General features: G+C 37.1%; 14 protein-coding genes. 8 read left to right on the forward strand and 6 right to left on the reverse strand.

Annotated elements, in window-relative coordinates; all coding sequences use genetic code 11:
- Window positions 1-335: 335 nt before the first annotated feature.
- From H4J56_RS02510 to H4J56_RS02520, 3 genes are all read left to right on the forward strand, one after another.
- Window positions 336-1,445, forward strand: a complete 1,110-nt coding sequence (locus tag H4J56_RS02510) for a 3-deoxy-7-phosphoheptulonate synthase (protein ID WP_182213385.1) — start codon at window positions 336-338, stop codon at window positions 1,443-1,445.
- Window positions 1,446-1,476: 31 nt separating this feature from the next.
- A complete protein-coding gene (tyrA, locus tag H4J56_RS02515; protein WP_259364806.1) occupies window positions 1,477-2,628 on the forward strand; it encodes a bifunctional chorismate mutase/prephenate dehydrogenase in 1,152 nt (383 codons plus the stop codon).
- A gap of 74 nt (window positions 2,629-2,702) precedes the next feature.
- Window positions 2,703-3,191 carry a thioredoxin family protein gene (locus H4J56_RS02520; protein WP_182213387.1) on the forward strand — a complete coding sequence of 163 codons (489 nt, stop codon included), beginning with the start codon at window positions 2,703-2,705 and terminating at the stop codon, window positions 3,189-3,191.
- A 159-nt stretch (window positions 3,192-3,350) separates the two neighbouring features.
- On the opposite strand, the gene barA is transcribed toward H4J56_RS02520, so the two are convergent.
- A complete protein-coding gene (gene barA / locus H4J56_RS02525; RefSeq protein ID WP_182213389.1) occupies window positions 3,351-6,176 on the reverse strand; it encodes a two-component sensor histidine kinase BarA in 2,826 nt (941 codons plus the stop codon).
- 96 nt (window positions 6,177-6,272) lie between these two features.
- Between barA and rlmD the strand changes: the two genes are divergently transcribed.
- The 4 genes from rlmD to H4J56_RS02545 are packed head-to-tail and all read left to right on the forward strand — an operon-like array spanning window position 6,273 to window position 11,495.
- Window positions 6,273-7,595, forward strand: a complete 1,323-nt coding sequence (gene rlmD / locus H4J56_RS02530; protein ID WP_182213391.1) for a 23S rRNA (uracil(1939)-C(5))-methyltransferase RlmD — start codon at window positions 6,273-6,275, stop codon at window positions 7,593-7,595.
- Between the two features lie 38 nt (window positions 7,596-7,633).
- Window positions 7,634-9,841, forward strand: coding sequence for a GTP diphosphokinase (gene relA, locus H4J56_RS02535; protein ID WP_182213392.1), 2,208 nt, complete (start codon window positions 7,634-7,636; stop codon window positions 9,839-9,841).
- Window positions 9,842-9,876: 35 nt separating this feature from the next.
- Window positions 9,877-10,695 (forward strand): nucleoside triphosphate pyrophosphohydrolase, encoded by an 819-nt coding sequence (gene mazG, locus H4J56_RS02540; protein ID WP_182213394.1) that lies wholly within the window; start codon window positions 9,877-9,879, stop codon window positions 10,693-10,695.
- A complete protein-coding gene (locus H4J56_RS02545; RefSeq protein ID WP_182221109.1) occupies window positions 10,692-11,495 on the forward strand; it encodes an enoyl-CoA hydratase-related protein in 804 nt (267 codons plus the stop codon). The genes mazG and H4J56_RS02545 overlap by 4 nt, the downstream gene beginning before the upstream one ends.
- A gap of 113 nt (window positions 11,496-11,608) precedes the next feature.
- Here the strand turns inward: H4J56_RS02545 and H4J56_RS02550 are convergent, their stop codons facing one another.
- The 5 genes from H4J56_RS02550 to H4J56_RS02570 form a co-directional block, all read right to left on the reverse strand.
- Window positions 11,609-12,337, reverse strand: a complete 729-nt coding sequence (locus H4J56_RS02550; RefSeq protein WP_070374723.1) for a YebC/PmpR family DNA-binding transcriptional regulator — start codon at window positions 12,335-12,337, stop codon at window positions 11,609-11,611.
- A gap of 298 nt (window positions 12,338-12,635) precedes the next feature.
- Window positions 12,636-13,565, reverse strand: coding sequence for a PDC sensor domain-containing protein (locus H4J56_RS02555; RefSeq protein ID WP_182213396.1), 930 nt, complete (start codon window positions 13,563-13,565; stop codon window positions 12,636-12,638).
- A 177-nt stretch (window positions 13,566-13,742) separates the two neighbouring features.
- Window positions 13,743-13,880: a hypothetical protein gene (locus tag H4J56_RS02560; protein ID WP_157470871.1), complete on the reverse strand. Its 138-nt coding sequence runs from the start codon at window positions 13,878-13,880 to the stop codon at window positions 13,743-13,745.
- Between the two features lie 35 nt (window positions 13,881-13,915).
- Entirely contained in the window at window positions 13,916-14,434 is a 519-nt protein-coding gene (locus H4J56_RS02565) for a hypothetical protein (RefSeq protein WP_070374721.1), read from the reverse strand.
- A 125-nt stretch (window positions 14,435-14,559) separates the two neighbouring features.
- A complete protein-coding gene (locus tag H4J56_RS02570; protein ID WP_231907471.1) occupies window positions 14,560-15,441 on the reverse strand; it encodes a LysR family transcriptional regulator in 882 nt (293 codons plus the stop codon).
- Between the two features lie 974 nt (window positions 15,442-16,415).
- Between H4J56_RS02570 and astB the strand changes: the two genes are divergently transcribed.
- Window positions 16,416-17,753 (forward strand): N-succinylarginine dihydrolase, encoded by a 1,338-nt coding sequence (gene astB, locus H4J56_RS02575; RefSeq protein ID WP_182213397.1) that lies wholly within the window; start codon window positions 16,416-16,418, stop codon window positions 17,751-17,753.
- Window positions 17,754-17,765: the final 12 nt, after the last annotated feature.

The following is a 17,765-nucleotide window of genomic DNA, read 5'->3' on the forward strand; positions in this document are numbered from 1 at the left end:
AAGTTGTGAACAGTTACCTTCTTTACCGTCTCGGTAAATGCTCCTACGTTACTCTACTTCCTATGTCCATTTAGTCACGGCACCACGTTATACCGTTCACCCTCAACATAACCTAGAATAAAAACACTAAAACTACTGTACCTTCAAAAAAAACCCCTGTAAGATATTGTGTACAAACAGAGTAAATAATTCTTTACGATATGGCGATTAGCGGAACTATTATGAAAAACCAACAACATCGATATTATTACTAGCCCTTCTTTTGCTAAGTCACACTTAGTTCTTTTGTTCTATATTTACTTTAATAAACAATATTGCGATAAATGGAAAATACAATGTCTAACTCATTACCGAACGTTCAACCTAGTAAAGGTCCTCACATAAAAACCCTTAACGATATTCATGTCAATTCAGAAGATGTATTAATAACGCCTGATCAATTAAGAGATGAACTCCCCTTGTCAGAAAGTGGACGTAATTTCGTTAAAGCTGCCCGCAAGGTGATCGCTGACATTATTCATAAAAAAGATCATCGCTTACTCGTTATTTCAGGTCCTTGTTCTGTACATGATCTCGAGGCCGCTAAAGAATATGCCCAAAAGTTAAAAGCCTTACATGATAAGCATCAAGACAGCCTTTATATTGTTATGCGTGTTTACTTTGAAAAGCCTCGCACCACCGTTGGATGGAAAGGTTTAATAAACGATCCTCATATGGATGGTACCTTTGATGTTGAAACCGGTTTGCGTAAAGCTCGAGAATTATTGATTTACTTAACTGATTTAGGTTTGCCATTAGCCACCGAAGCGCTTGACCCCATTAGCCCGCAATACTTGGCTGAACTTTTTAGCTGGTCGGCGATTGGCGCCAGAACAACTGAGTCGCAAACACATAGAGAAATGGCGTCAGGTCTTTCTATGCCTATTGGTTTTAAAAATGGCACCAATGGTAGCCTAGATGTAGCTATTAATGCTTTGCAGTCAGCAGCGTCTTCACATCGCTTTATGGGAATAAACCGTCAAGGACAAGTATCATTGATTAAAACTTCTGGAAACCCTGATGGTCATGTTATTTTACGTGGTGGTAAGAAACCTAATTATGATGCTGCTAATGTTGCGTTATGTGAGAAAGAATTGAGTGTACAAGGTTTAGAGCCTGGTATTGTTATCGATTGTTCGCACGGTAATTCAAATAAAGATTACCGTCGCCAGCCATTGGTGGCAGAAAATGTATTTGACCAAATAATTGAAGGTAATAAATCAATTATTGGTATAATGTTAGAAAGTCATATAAATGCAGGTAACCAAAGCACTAATGGCCCGAAAGAGTCATTAAAGTATGGTGTTTCAGTCACTGATGCGTGTATTGATTTTAATGATACGGCACTTTTATTAGCAAATGCGACCGATAAACTTAATGGTGTTTTAAAGAAGCGTTTATCTTAAATCAGTATGAAGGCGAGTACGCGAAACGTAAATGAGTAAATTAATGGATAAGAAAAGTATTGCTCCTCAGTTAACCGCATTGAGAAATGAGATTGATGAGATAGATACTCAATTAGTCGAGCTATTAGCCAAGCGCCGCAGAGTTACCACTAAAGTGGGAGAGCTAAAAAGCCGAGTTGGTATGCCAATTTATGCGCCTGACCGAGAAGCTCAATTACTGACTATGCGACGTCAACAGGCGATGGAGGCAGGCGTGTCTCCAGAATTAATTGAAGATATTTTAAGACGGCTAATGAGTGACTCTTACATCAGTCAAGATGCGAGTGGCTATCAATGTGTCAATACAGAGAGTGGTAAAATAGTTGTTATCGGTGGTAACGGACAGTTAGGTAAAGTGTTTGTTGATTTATTTGAGCGCTCTGGTTATCAGGTAGCCGTTCTTGAACAAGATGACTGGCCAAATAGTGACAATATCCTTGCCCAAGCCGGTGTCGTTATTGTTGCTGTACCTATTCGCTTAACATCAATGATCATTCAAAAGCTTTCTTGTTTACCCAAAACATGCATTTTAGCTGATGTGACTAGCGTAAAAGAAATGCCACTTTATGAAATGATGAAAGTTCATCAAGGACCGGTTGTTGGTTTACACCCAATGTTTGGACCTGATGTGTCAGGGTTAATCAAACAAACAATTATTACTTGCGAAGGGCGTTTACCCGAGCAATATAATTGGTTGCTGAAACAATTTCAGGTTTGGGGAGCAAAGATTTATCCCGTCGATGCGTCGGCGCACGATCAAGCAATGTCTATGGTTCAAGTTATGAGACATTTTTCAACAATTGCTTACGGTTATCACTTAATGACTGAAGGGGCTGACATTTCTCAACTTGTTGAAATGAGTTCGCCTATTTATCGTTTAGAGTTAATTATGGTTGGTCGTTTATTTGCTCAAGATCCTGTGCTTTATACTGATATCATTTTTTCAAATCAAGATAATGTCGCGATGATGAAACGTTTCGCTTATCGGTTTCTAGAGTTGTTAGAAGATGTTGAAATGGGTGATAAAGATGCTTTTGTTACCATGTTTAGCCAAGTCTCCGATTGGTTTGGTGATTATGCTGATATCTTTTTACAAGAAAGCAAAGTCATGTTATTAAAAGCTAACGAATTAAAAAAACATTAAACATTACCGTGCTACTAAAAAATTGCTAAACAGCTAGGTTGCAGTCGCACGGATATAACATAAGCAGAGTCGCAATGATAAAAGTCCTACTCACAGTATTCACTATAGCTTTTTGCCATCTATTGTCATTATCAGTTCACGCGGAGGATAATAATGGCTTTGCCTTAGGTGTGATCAGTGAAGCTAGATTGTTGAGTGACTTTAGTGCTTTTAATAAAAACTTCAATGAGTCTTTAATTACTGAGCAAGAAAAAGAAATTGTTGCGCAGTGGCCTGAATCGTTAAAAATAGACATTTATTTTGCGACTTGGTGTCATGACAGTGAACGTGAAGTGCCTAAACTACTTAAATTACTGCAAGGCAATAAGCAAATTAGTGCGACACTTATTGCACTCGATTACCAAAAAGAAGACCCACAGCAATTAGCCAAAGAAAATAATGTCAAATACACGCCAACTATCGTTGTTTATCGAGATGAAAGTAAAACCGAAGAGCTGGGGCGAATTATTGAAAGGCCCAATACTAGTTTAGTTGCCGATATTAATCAGCTGTTACTTGATTAGCCTTTGAATATTCATAGCCTTTCAGGTCCTGCTATCAGCTTTAACCTGGTCACCTTTACCGAAGCGCTAACGCCTATATTTAACCTTAAGTAAGTCATTGAGCCAATAACCCTAGCGGTGTCACTTTTTTTTTAAAGCTAAAGTATTATCAAATAATTATTAGTGCTCAATGTTAGGCTTTTTATTAAAAACTTCTGGTGCTTGATTAATGACATTATCAATGTGTTCAAAGAATTCAAAAAATTCAGGTTCTAAGTCATCGATAGTGACACCACTTTTCAGTTCTGTTTCTATCTGATGAACAACACGTCCTAGGCTGGGTACACCCGAGTAACAGCAAGCACCGTTAAGCTTATGAATAAGTACTTTTAATTGCTCAACATCTTGCGAGGTCAATGCTTCAGAAATATTCAGTTTTGTTTCAGGCAGGCTTTGCACTAAACCTTTAAACATCTCTTTGGCAAGTTCTTCTTTATTGCCTGCTCGTTTTAATGCTAAAGGCCAGTCAATTACTTGATGGTTTCGTCGGTGCATAATCGTTGCGTTGTTAGTATCAAAAGCTTGTTGATTTAAATCTGTGTTATCGATATTTTTATTTTTCATTGTTTTAATATTTTGTGGCTGTGTTAAATCACAATATTCATAAATACAGTGACGTAACATAGCTTCGTCAATAGGCTTAGTCATATAAGAGTCAAAGCCCAGTTTCAACAGTTTATCTTTTTCTTCTTTAAGGGCATGGGCGGTTACTGCGATCACGGGAGTATTGTCATTAAAAGTGATTGCTTTAATGCTTTTTAGCGCGGAGATGCCATCCATTATCGGCATTTGAATATCCATGAATATCATTGCAAATTTTTCATGTTTACAAATATCTACCGCTTCTTGGCCATTGACGACAGTAGTAACCTCATTGACTTGTTCGAGTAAAAGTTCATTAATAAGCTTTAAATTGGCTTCATTATCGTCAACCGCCAAAATTTTAACTGGAATTTTATTGTCTTCTGACGTTGATCTCACGATATCTAGCAGGTGATTTCTCGGTAACAGTACCTTATTTAATCGCTCTGGCGTAATGGGTTTACTTAAACAGCTTTTCGCTCCACAAGCGATCAATGCTTCCTGTAAATTTGGCGAGTTACTGTTAATCGCTAAATGAATTTGAGTCACGTTTTTTGAGAGTGTGACGATAAGCTCTTTTAGCTCAACTAACGCTGTCGGCGTTATATCATGACTTATTAGAGCAAAATCAAAATGTACCTTTTCATTCAATAAATCGTTAACTTGTACTAAGTTTTGGACCGGATGAACAGCCAAGTTCCAATCGGTAAGAATTTCGCTGGTCGCAATACGGCTATGCGTATGAGGTTCAAAATAAAGAACACTTTTACCTGCTAACTCATGATTATCAAAAATATTATCAATAGAGATAGGATTTACTTCACAACGAAAAGTAAACCAAAATGTTGAACCTTGACCTTGCTCGGTAGAAAAACCCATATTGCCGTTCATTTCAGTGACTAAGCGTTGAGAAATAACTAAGCCTAATCCTGTGCCACCATAAAGCCGCGTAACACTTTTATCAGCTTGACCAAAAGCCTCAAAAATAGTTTTCTGTTGCTCATGGTTCATACCAATACCAGTATCTTTAATTGTTACTTTTAAAACCGCAATATTATTTTCAATGCGTTCGCTGTCGACATCAATATCAACAGAACCTTTGTCAGTGAATTTCATGGCGTTGCTGGTCAGGTTGATCAATACCTGCTTAATTCGCATAGCATCACCAATGAGAGCATCAGGTAATTGCGGATTAACACGTAAAGATAACTCAATATTTTTCTTATGAGATGTTGGCGCAAGCAATGTTAATGTTTCCTCGACCGCTGCTCGCATCGAGAAAGGAATGTTTTCGATAACCATTTTTCCAGCGTCTAATTTCGAAAAATCTAAAATATCATTAATAATGGCTAACAAGTTAGCTGAGGATCGCTCTATGGTTTGTAAATAATCGCGCTGGGTAATAGTCAGCGGTGTCTTTAATACCTGGCGAGTAAAACCAATAACACCATTAAGTGGTGTGCGCAGTTCGTGACTCATATTGGCTAAAAATTCTGATTTAACTTTATTCGCTTCTTGTGCTTTTCGTTTAGCGATATCAAGTTCAACGTTTTGTATTTCAAATTGCTCTAAACTTTCTCGTAAATCGGTCGTGGCTTGATCTATGCTGCCTTGCATTTCTTCTTGGTAATCACCTAATGATTGTGCCATCGCATTGACACCGTTTTTCAAAAAGTTTAATTCACCAATTAATTGTCCTGTGACTCGACTCTCTAGTTTTCCTTCTCTAATACGATCAACGGCAAGTACCATAGCGTCTATTGGACGCGTAAAGTTTTTAATCAATCGATAAGAGAAAAATGCACTAAAAACACTGCCAAGCAAGACAATAAGAAAAGAAAATAGCATCTGGTCTTGTTGTTTTAAACGTATATTACTGCTGTCAATCTGCATAGCAATATAGCCAATATTATCTTGAGACATTGAGCGAGTTGCCTCATTTATCAAAGTTTCATTAATAATAGGACTATGAAAAATAAAATCATCACCATTTTTAGAGAAAATAGTGCTGTTGGGAATAACTTGCCCTGCTTTTAGACGTAATAAATTGGCGTCACCGTGGTAAGAGCTGGTGACAAAAACTTGGTTATCTTTAGTAAAAACAGCAATACTTTTGATAATTGATGATTGACTGCGATGGGTGAAATTCATCAGATTACGCAGTTGAACACGATCTTTGTTTAACATACCTAAAGAGCTAGCAATTGCTAGGGGTTCAATAATACTTTGAGAGCGCTGCGTTAAAAACGTATTTAATTCGTCATAACGGCTATATGAAAAATAGCTAGCTATCGAGAAAGCGATCAAAGTGGTTGGCACTATGGTAAGTAAAATTACCCAATCTTTCAGACTTATTTTATGCATTATCTGCTGAACTTTAGTGTAAAATCATGACATTGAATAACCTTATCATGGCATATCGTCATATAAATTTATAGCACTTAACAGGTATATTTCGTTATGGCGAATTTTTTTAAAGCAACAGCTAAAAAACAAGAACTAGGTCAAGAAGTTAGTATCAAGGTTACTCGTCTTGATATTAACGGCTGTGGCGTAGGTTTACACAATAAAAAGCCTATATTTATTGATGGTGCTTTACCTGATGAAGTTGTAAAAGTGAAGGTTATTGAACAAAAAAACAAATATAGTCGTGGCAAGTTAATTGACGTATCCGTTGCTAATAAACGGCGTGTTGCCGCTAAGTGCCAGCACTTTCTCAGTTGTGGCGGCTGTGATTTACAGCATTTAGCCATTAGTACTCAGCTTGATTTTAAGCAGCAGAAGGTCAGTGATTTATTTTCGCGAAGCAACCACGAGCAGTCACTTCCTTGGCAAGCGCCTATCGTCAGCCAGCCTTGGCATTATCGCCGCAAGGCGCGTATTGGTGTGCAGTATAATAAAGCAGGCCAAGCCATTATTGGTTTTAGACAACGGGGCAGCAATCAGCTGATTAATATTAAAAGTTGCCCTGTACTTATCGAGCCGGTAAATAATATCTTTTTACCCTTAAGAACATTACTAAAAAAATTATCAGGTAAAAATGCTATCGGTCATATTGAAGTTATTGCCACAGAAAAAGTGACGGTAGTCGTGCGCCAGTTAGAGCCGCTGACCAAGCAAGATAAAAGTCACTGGCAAGCATTCAGTGATGATTTTTCTTGTGATGTTCTCTTTGACTTAGGTAAAGAGGTAGTAACGCTCGATAAAGCGACTTTAACTAGTTTGCACTATAGTTTAGCTGACAATATTGTTATTTCTTTTAGTAGCGACAACTTTATTCAGGTTAACCACCAAGTTAATAAAAGCATGATAAATCAAGCCATTCAATGGTTAAACTTGACCGAGCAAGATATTGTTTTAGATTTATTTTGTGGTTTAGGTAATTTTAGCTTACCAATAGCTAAAAAAGTTGCGCAAGTTGTAGGTATTGAAGGTGTTGAACTTATGGTCAGCAACGCGCATAAAAACGCTTTGCAAAATGGTTTAAGTAATTGTGAGTTTTATCAAGCTGACTTAAATAGTCATTGGAAAGAGGAAGCTTGGGCAAATAAAAAATATACTAAGCTGCTATTAGATCCCGCGCGTGCTGGCGCTTATCAAGCGTTACAACAATTAGTACATTTAAATATTAATAGCGTGCTATATGTCAGTTGTGATCCGGCAACCTTAGCCAAAGATAGTGAATTATTGCTAGCACAGGGTTATCGCATTGAAAAAATATCCTTAATGGATATGTTTTCTCAAACAAAGCATATTGAGACTATGGTATTGTTTGTGAAGTAGACATTCATTTTTTTTCTAAAATTTAGTAGGTTATTTTTATGGTTTCGGTACGTAAATCTCATCAAATATCGGAAATAAATTTTGAGCAATGGTTAAGTTCATTGGAGCTTAGTGAACAAAAAAATCAAGCACTTGAAAAGCTTTGGCAGCAAGTCAGTGATTTTTATGTTGACCAGCAAGAATGCCAGACTAAGTCTTTAGAGATGGTTGAGATCCTCGCCAGTTTGAATTTAGATCGCGATTCTTTATGTGCTGCATTTTTACTGCCGTTATATGAATACCAATGCATATCATTAGAATATATAGAAGAAAACTTTTCTAAGAAAATTCTAAATTTATGTAATGGCGTTAGCCAAATGCAAGCGATAAAGACATTACAGCAAGGCCAGTCTAATCAAGTGTCGGCCAATCAAGTTGATAATATTCGTAAGATGTTAGTTGCCATGGTTGACGATGTTCGTGCTGTTGTTATTAAACTTGCCGAGCGAGTCTGTTACTTAAGGCTGGTAAAAAATGCCGATGAAGAAACGCGAGTTTTAGCTGCCAAAGAAACCGCCAATATTTATGCACCTCTCGCTAATAGACTAGGCATTGGTCAATTAAAATGGGAGCTTGAAGATATTTCCTTTCGCTACCTTCATCCCAAGGTGTACAAAAATATAGCCCAACAATTAGATGAAAAACGCTTAGACCGTGAACAATATATGGCTAATTTTGTGAGTAATCTTAGTGGGCAATTACAAGATTTAAATATTGCCGGTGAAGTGTATGGTCGGCCCAAGCATATTTTTAGCATTTGGAAAAAAATGCAGCAAAAATCGCTTGGTTTTGAACAACTTTTTGATGTTAGAGCCGTGAGGGTTGTTGTTGATAAACTTCAAGATTGTTATGGCGCATTAGGTATAGTTCATACCAGTTGGCAGCATTTACCTAACGAATTTGATGATTATGTCGCCACACCAAAACCTAATGGTTATCAATCGATTCATACGGTTGTATTAGGTCCAGAAGGCAAATCAGTAGAAGTACAAATAAGAACTCAGCAAATGCACGATGATGCAGAAATGGGTGTTGCGGCTCATTGGCGTTATAAAGAAGGCAGCACTGGCAGTAAGAACACGGATAAAAAAACTGGTTTTGATGAAAAAGTTAGCTGGCTAAGAAAAATTTTACAATGGCAAGATGACGTCAGCGAAAGTGGCGATTTACTCGATGAATTACGTAGTCAGGTCTTTGAAGACCGTATTTATGTATTTACACCTAACGGCGATGTTATTGATTTACCTGCTGGCTCTACACCTTTAGATTTTGCTTACTATATTCATTCAAATGTAGGTCATTGTTGCATCGGCGCGAAAGTCTCTGGACGGATTGTACCTTTTACTTACCGCTTAAAAACAGGCGATCAAGTCGAAGTGTTAACCAGTAAAACACCTAATCCAAGTCGTGATTGGTTAAACCCTAATCTGCATTATACCCATGCACCTAGAACACGGTCAAAAATTCAACATTTTTTTAGATTACTCGACCGTGATAAACATATTGCCATAGGTAAAGAACAGTTAGAGACAGAATTATCTAAAATCGATTTGACCGAGACTGATTTAATGTCAGCGAGTAGGCGCTTTAATATAAAATCGATTGATGATTTATATGCAGCTATTGGCTCAGGTAATGCCCGTTTAATGCAAGTGATTAATCATTTGCAATATCATGACGAGAAAAACAAACCACCGGTAGATCTTGACCCACAAAGTTTGGTCAAACCTCAACAGGCACAACAAAAATCTCAAACCGATGCTAATGGCATTACGGTATCGGGTGTCGGTAATTTATTAACGCATATGGCAAAATGTTGTCATCCGGTGCCAGGCGATGATATTGCTGGCTTTATTACTCAGGGACGGGGTATCTCGGTGCATCGCAATGATTGTGACCAATTAGCGAATTCGTTAGTTCAGCAACCTGAACGAGAAGTAGAAGTACAATGGGGTGAGCAGAATCAACAGAGCTATCTAGCAACAGTGAAAGTTATAGCGAGTGACCGTCAAGGTTTAGTGCGTGATATTTCTACGATTGTTTCCAATGAACGGGTCAGTATTGTTGGCATGGAAAGCCGTTCTGATCCAAGCAAGCAAACAGTCGCTATGTTGTTAAATATTGAAATTCCAAATAATGAAATATTAGGACGTTTAATTGGCAAATTACTTCAACTTGATGATGTATTAGAAGTTAAGCGACTCTAGTTGTATTTTATCTACCTTATGGAAAATGTATAAATATGTTAACTGAACAAGCCTCAATGAATAAGCTACGTTGGATCATGACCGAGTTACGCGACCCTAAAACAGGGTGCCCGTGGGATATCAAGCAAGACTTTGCTTCGATAGTACCGCATACCATTGAAGAAGCCTACGAAGTTGCTGATGCGGTCATTGACGCTGTTGAACAGCAAGACTTCTCAGAATTAGAAAAAGAATTAGGTGACTTGTTATTTCAGATTGTTTTCTATAGTCAGCTCGGGCAAGAACAAAAACAATTTGATTTTGACAGTGTCGTCGCGGCCATTTGTGAGAAACTCATTCGTCGACACCCTCATGTCTTTGGCGATAAAAATCTAACATCTGATGCAGAGATTAATGCCAATTGGGAAAATGAAAAAGCGCAAGAAAGACAACAAAAAAACCTCAACGAACACATCAGTATTTTAGCCGATATTCCGCGAAATTTACCCGCACTTTCTCAAGCCGCTAAAATTCAAAAACGCTGCGCACATGCTGGTTTTGACTGGCATAACATTGAAGATGTCTTTGCTAAGGTTGTCGAAGAAGTCGAAGAAGTTCATCTTGAAATTGAGCAAAATAATCCGCAAGCGCTCGCTGAAGAATTAGGTGACTTAATGTTTGCCGTTGTCAATCTTTGTCGCCATGCCAAACAAGACCCTGAGCAGTTATTACGCCAAGCAAATCAGAAATTTACAAAACGGTTTCATGGTGTTGAAAAACAAGTGGCAAGCTCTGGCGTAGAATTTGAACAACATTCGCTAGAAAAACTTGAAGAATATTGGCAACAAGTCAAACTTGATGAGAAACAACGATGAAAGAAAATCTTCCCCAATTAGCCGACTGTCTACTCGCACTAGATAATAATATTGCTACGCTAACCTTTAATCGCCATGACGTACGTAATGCGCTAACAAGTACCGCAATTGCTGATGATATTGTTACCACCGTCGAGTGGGTTAATAAAACGGCTGATGTGGCTGTGCTGATTATTACCGGTGCCGGCTCTGCGTTTTCATCGGGGGGAAATATTAAAGATATGGCTGAACGTGGTGGTGATTTTGCTGGTGATGTACAAGAACTTGAAGCTCGTTATCGTCAAGGAATTCAGCGCATTCCACTAGCATTACATAAATGTGAAGTCCCTATTATTGCTGCTGTTAATGGTGCAGCAATCGGTGCCGGTTTCGATGTTGCTAATATGTGTGATATCCGAATAGCCTCAACAAAAGCTAAGTTTGGCGAAACATTTGCTAATTTAGGTCTTATTCCAGGGGATGGTGGTGCATGGTTTATGCAGCGAGTTATTGGTTATCAAAAAGCCGCGGAGTTAACTTTTACAGGCAGAATAATTAATGCCGATGAAGCGAAAGAAATGGGGGTGGTGTTAAATGTTGTTGATGCTGAGTGTTTAATGGATAACGTTATGGCTTTAGCAAATGATATTGCCAGTAAACCAACGGCGGCAATGCGTTTAACTAAGCGGTTAATGAAAATGGCACAACGTACCGACTTACCAGACTTTCTTGATATTTGTGCGGTATTTCAAGGAATGTGTCATAACAACCCTGAGCATTTAGACGCGGTAAACGTGATGATGGAAAAGCTGGCTAAATAAAGGAGCGTTCCCCTTTAACACCGATGTGAACAGCATATAAGGTTGATACATATTGATATAGTAGAAAACAGGATGTCTGATAACAGACATCCTGGACTTAATACTGTTGCAAATTACGACTCTGCAATATCGGCATTATGATAAACGTTTTGTACATCATCACAATCATCTAACATAGCGATAAATTTCTCGAAATTTGCTGTGTCATCTTCACCGGTAATTTCAGTGTAGGTTTGCGGTACCCAAGTGATTTCTTCAACTTCTAAATCAAACTCTGGCATTGAATTAGCAAATTCAGTTTTTATTTTGAAAAACTCAGTATGTGGTGCATAAACAGTAATGATACCGTCTTCAAGTTCAACATCTGTTACATCAATGTCAGCCATCATTAAGGTTTCTAATACAGTTTCATCATCTTCGCCTTGAAAAGCAAAGACAGCTTGATGATTAAACATATGAGAAACGGTGCCCGATGAACCAATTTTAGAATAGGTCTTGGTAAAACATTGGCGAACATCTTTAATCGTTCTATTACCGTTATCCGTTAAACAATCAATAATAACCATACAGTTACCTGGACCAAAACCTTCATACCTTGCGGCAACAAAATCTTCGCCTCCAGCGCCTGATGCTTTCTTTATTGCATTTTCAATGACGTGAGTAGGTACTTGATCTTTTTTAGCTCTATCGATTAAGCCACGTAGTGTTAGGTTACCATCTGGGTCAACACCGCCTTCTTTGGCACTTACATAAATTGCTTTACCGTATTTTGAATAAACTTTAGTTTTTGCGCCTGCTGTTTTCGCCATTGATAATTTGCGATTTTGGTATGCTCTGCCCATCTGAATGCATCTCGTCGTTCTTAATAAATTGATGGGCTAGATTCTACCCGCTGAAGTCAATTTTGACTAGCCTGTAGTGAATTAATCATCGATATTTTTATTTTGAACGCCATTAAATCATAGCTAAGGGACTTGAACTCTTGGTTAATTAGTGGAGCAAAATATTGCTAAAGATAAACTGACATGATTTTAGTAAAACCTTAAATAACTTCTGTCAGTAATAACAGTGAATATTGTCAGCCATTTAAATGAAATAGACACTAAGGTAATCTTTTTTTATTATCTTCATTGGAAAGTGTTATTTTTTTAGTAGTGTTTCTGCTTTTGCGCCAAGGTAAACATATAGGCCTAAACCAACAAGTAGGCCAACTGAAGTAGCCATCATAGCAACAGCATTAACTAAATATTCAGGGGAGCCAAGTACTGACTTAAACATTAGCAATAAAGCTTCTATTGAAACGGCAATTAAGATAGTGGCAATAAATCGAGTTATTGTTCGTCTTGTTGAACTATGGCGTAATATATCTTTTTGCATTAACACTTCTTCTTCTATCGTTGTTTTGCCTAAGTCGAAAATGGCCAGTGCTAAGGTCAGAAAAATAATAATACCAAAAGGTTTTATTTGTAGATCTTCAGGGGTTGGTGAGAGTAATAAATTAACTATTTCGCTACCGGCAGAATATAAAAGAATACCGACAATAAAGAATAGTCCAACGACAATACATGAATAGACACTGACGAAAAAAGGATGGAATTTTTTTCTTTTTACATCCCCCATTAAAAATTCAATGGCTTGAGCTAAGTTAATATCAATCACCAATACACCAATAACATCACCATTTTTATTAGCATATTTCATTGATGTAGAAATACATAGATTATGGCTAGAGGTTGATAAATAAGGCTCAGTAACAATGATGGTATTATTTTTATCTGCCTTTATATAATAGGGGCGATAAGAGCGGTCTATCCCAAGGCCTTCGGCAATACTTTTATTTATATTATTCTTCTTAGAAATATTTTTACTACTTTGAACGCCATCGCTATCTAAAGTGAACATCAACTCAATAAAAGGGTAATGTTTAGTTAGCCAGAGCATTGAAGTTTGTAGCAGGGTTTCGTCTTTAAAAAAGTTTTCATCAAAGGCTCCTGCGACGATTGACGCCATAAGTTCATGAATAGCATTGTGATATTCATGATATCTATCTATTACACTTATATAATTCATTAAACTCTACTTTGATGATAAATATTATTTAGGGGGGAGTAGCAAGTTGAATAGGGTTAACCTACAGGTGTTTATATTATGAATAAGCTGGGTGGGAAAGTAGCAACGCCATTGATATCCTGAAATATTTAGCGATTTCTGCTTGCGCTGCTACCGTTTATTAAATAAGCCATTCATTTACCTTGGTTGTCGAATTTCGTTAAAATTTTGGCTATTCTCTGTTTCTTCAATATCCCACTGACTCACAGATAAGTGCTTGATGTTAATGAGTAAACTGGTAAAAGATGAAATGCTATTTAGCATGCGTTTGATCATGATATATCTCCTGAAATCTAGTGTTAAGTTATTGATTAATCTGCAATCAGTGGTGAGGTTTCTGAAAGTGATGCCAATCGATATGCTTTTTGCTTGATAATTTTTAAGTTACCTAACGTAATTGTGTTTTCATCAATTAATATCGCTTGGTTTAAATCAGCTAGGGCACCGCTAATATCATTGTTTTTGTACCTTGAAATACCACGATTACTGTAACTTAATGACTTAAGGTAAAGTCCAATGGTGTTATTTAAGTTCATGGCCTCAATACTGTCGATTGCCGCAGTACATGCTAACTCTGACTGTTCTGCATTATCAGCTTGCAAATAGGCAACACATAAACTCATATGGCTGTTATACGAACTTTCATCTTGATGGCGTTTGGTGAGTTTCTTAATGCTTTTATTAAAATTGCCTTTAACAATATCTTGAGTACCTCTGGCATCTTTAACTACCGCAACTTTTAATGCGGTGTCACTTTCAAAAGCTGATACAGGGTTACTTACTAGTAAAGTTATCAATAATGGGGTTAATAAAGCTAATGTAGTTTTCATTTTTTTTCTCTCTATTTAAAAGCGCATCCGGTTGATGCAGGTCTACTATAGAAATTTTCATTTCGCGAGACAAACGATTAAAATCGACGTATTGAGTGAATAAATTTCATCTATCATTGGCATCGTTATTCGTTGTTATTGGCGAAGGTTTCTTTAACCCAGTCAGCAAATAAAGTTAGCTCAGTTTTATTTTCCATATTTTCATGTTGGATCAAATAGTATTTGTCATTGGTATTGAGTTCTTCATCGAAGAGTTTTACTAATAACTGTTCAGTAAACCATGTTTTACTGATTGGAAGAGGCACTAATGCTATGCCCATTCCTTGTTGAGCCGCTCGTGCAACGCCAAACATACTGTCAAACTGTATAATTTGTTTTGGATCAAAATCATTAATATTGACGTTGTCGGCCCATTGATGCCATGACCAAGGACGAGAGCGGTGTAAAATCAGTGGGGTATTTCTTAATGCCGAAGTCCCCATGCTTTTAAGTTTTTTATAAAGTTTTTTATTACAAGCTGGGGTATAACGCACAGGGAATAATTCATGAACAATACTCGCATTTGGCTTGCCATTCGCCAATACTATCGATAAATCAGCAATTTGTGAGGGTTCACTGCCTGATTTTATCGTTTCTAATTGTAAGTTTATTTCTGGATTTTTTTCAGACCATGTACTTAACTGAGGAATAAATAACTCACTGGCAAAAAACTCAGGCAAACTAATGACAATAGTTTTATTTTGTTGATTATGAGTGAACTCCGAAATTGTTGATTCAAGCTGATGAATTATCGGTTGAATAGATTGATAAAACTGTTTCCCTGAACTGGTTAGCTCTATTGAACGTGTTCCTCTTTTAAAGAGGTCAAAACCTAATTGTTCCTCTAGCTGTTTTATTTGATGGCTAACCGCTGAAGGTGTTAAAAACAATTGTGCGGCAGCATGTTTGAAGCTTAAACATTTTGAAGCCACGCAGAATGACCGTAAACCACGGATGGGTGTTTGAATAGGCATGTGAGTAAAATAAATTGATGAAGACAAATAGTAATAGCAATAGTTATACCGAAATGTAACTCATTGATATTATTGTTAATACGATTTTTATAAAACGGCCGTTTTTTTCGGTTTGCACCATGTTGGTTCATTTGCACTATAAGAACAATCTGTTTATAGAATTATAAGCAGAAAAAAAGGACATCAATGATGTCCTTAAATGTAGCAGTTTAGCAATACAAACAGGTGTTTTTAAAGAATCTATAAATTATTATTAGAGCGACTCAACAAACAACTGCATCGTAAATTGATTTATTAGGCACAGCAAACGAGATAAATTCATTCGATGGATCAATATTTTTCACCTATAAAATTAAATGGGAATAAATCATGCTATTAAAAAGGTATTTTTTACCCATCAACATAGTGTAATCAAGGGCGTTGTAAAATTATTAGCAAGTGTCAGTATTCAGTATAATTGAGATCAATAATGCTCATTCATTAGAAATTTATTCGCTAGGCACAGTAAGTAAGATCCATCTTATAAAAGTCAGCTTATTTAATCGCCTAGCTAAAAAAAAGCTAAAAAAAAAGGACATCAAATGATGTCCTTAAAATGAAACAATTTAACAATATAAGCAGTACTATTAAAGAATCGGGGAAGATTCAAAATACAAATGCATCGTAAATTGATTCGTCAGTCACAGCAAACGAGATAAATTCATCTGATAGGTTAACTTTTTTCATCTATCAATTTTTATACAATTAATAAGTGTTTTCGGGCTTATAGCCCTTATGGTATTCGCAACTTACGCGCTTTATTTACATTATAGATTGTTGCAGGTTATGTTCAGTTAATGACGCTATGACTACTGATAAATTAAACGTTAATATAAAATTTTTATATATTGATGATCAATATTTTGATTGGTACGTATTTTACTATGGTGTTAAAAAATTAAAAAAATGATTTAAAGGTCGAGGTAATAATGAAAAGTTTCGAAGTGAATTTTGATGGTTTAGTGGGGCCAACCCATAATTATGCGGGGCTTTCTGAGGGGAATGTTGCCTCATTATCAAATACTAATAACAGCTCAAACCCTAAAGAAGCAGCCTTGCAAGGTTTGAAAAAAATGAAAGCGTTGCACGATATGGGGTTAAAACAAGGCGTATTTGCTCCTCAAGAACGTCCTGACCTCTATACGCTTAAAAGATTGGGCTTTCACGGCAGCGATGCGCAAATATTGTCAGCAGCTTATAAAGCTTCGCCAACACTACTCGCCGCTTGTTGTTCTGCATCAACGATGTGGACAGCCAATGCAGCAACCGTTTCACCATCAGCGGATACGGTTGATAAAAAGGTCCATTTTACCTCAGCTAATTTAGCGAATAAGTTTCATCGTTCACTCGAACCTGAAACGACCAGTAAAATCCTTAAAGCTATGTTCAACGATGATAAGTATTTTCAGCATCATCAGCACCTTAACGATAATGAACACTTTGGTGATGAAGGGGCTGCTAACCATACGCGATTATGTGAAGGCTATGGAGATACTGGTGTAGAGATCTTTACTTATGGTCGCTATGCTTTTAATCGAAATAAACCAGCACCCGTTAAGTTTCCTGCTCGTCAAACGTTGGAGGCGAGTCAGGCGATCGCAAGATTACATGGCCTTTCTGAAGATAAAGCTGTTTTTGTTCAACAAAACCCCGATATTATCGATCAAGGTGTTTTTCATAATGACGTGATTGCCGTCGGTAACCAGAATGTTTTTCTTTACCATGAGCAAGCATATTTAAATACGGCAGAATTCAAAGCCGAAGTCACTCGAAAGTATAACGGCGATAAACTGCACTTTCTTGAAGTTTCAACCGAGCAAGTGTCGATTGAAGCAGCGGTTAATACGTATTTATTTAATACTCAAATTGTCACATTAGCTGATAATTCTATGGCTATTATTGCCCCGATGCATTGTCGGGAAAATAGTCAGGTTAATCATTACCTACAAACATTAATTGCTGGTGATAACCCAATAAATCATGTTGAGTTTTTTGATGTCAATGAAAGTATGAAAAATGGTGGTGGTCCGGCATGTTTACGCCTAAGAGTTGCGCTCACCGAGCAAGAGTTACTTGGGGTTAATCCTGACTGCTTGCTAACACCAGCATTATATAACCGATTAGTGACTTGGGTTAATCGTCATTATCGCGACAAATTAGTCATAGATGATTTACGAGACCCACAATTAATTATTGAGTCACGCACGGCATTAGATGAACTTTCACAAATCTTATCTTTAGGTGCAGTTTATCGTTTTCAACAATAATTATATACTTGC

Source organism: Colwellia sp. BRX8-4, from assembly GCF_014077345.1.
GTDB lineage: Bacteria > Pseudomonadota > Gammaproteobacteria > Enterobacterales > Alteromonadaceae > Colwellia_A.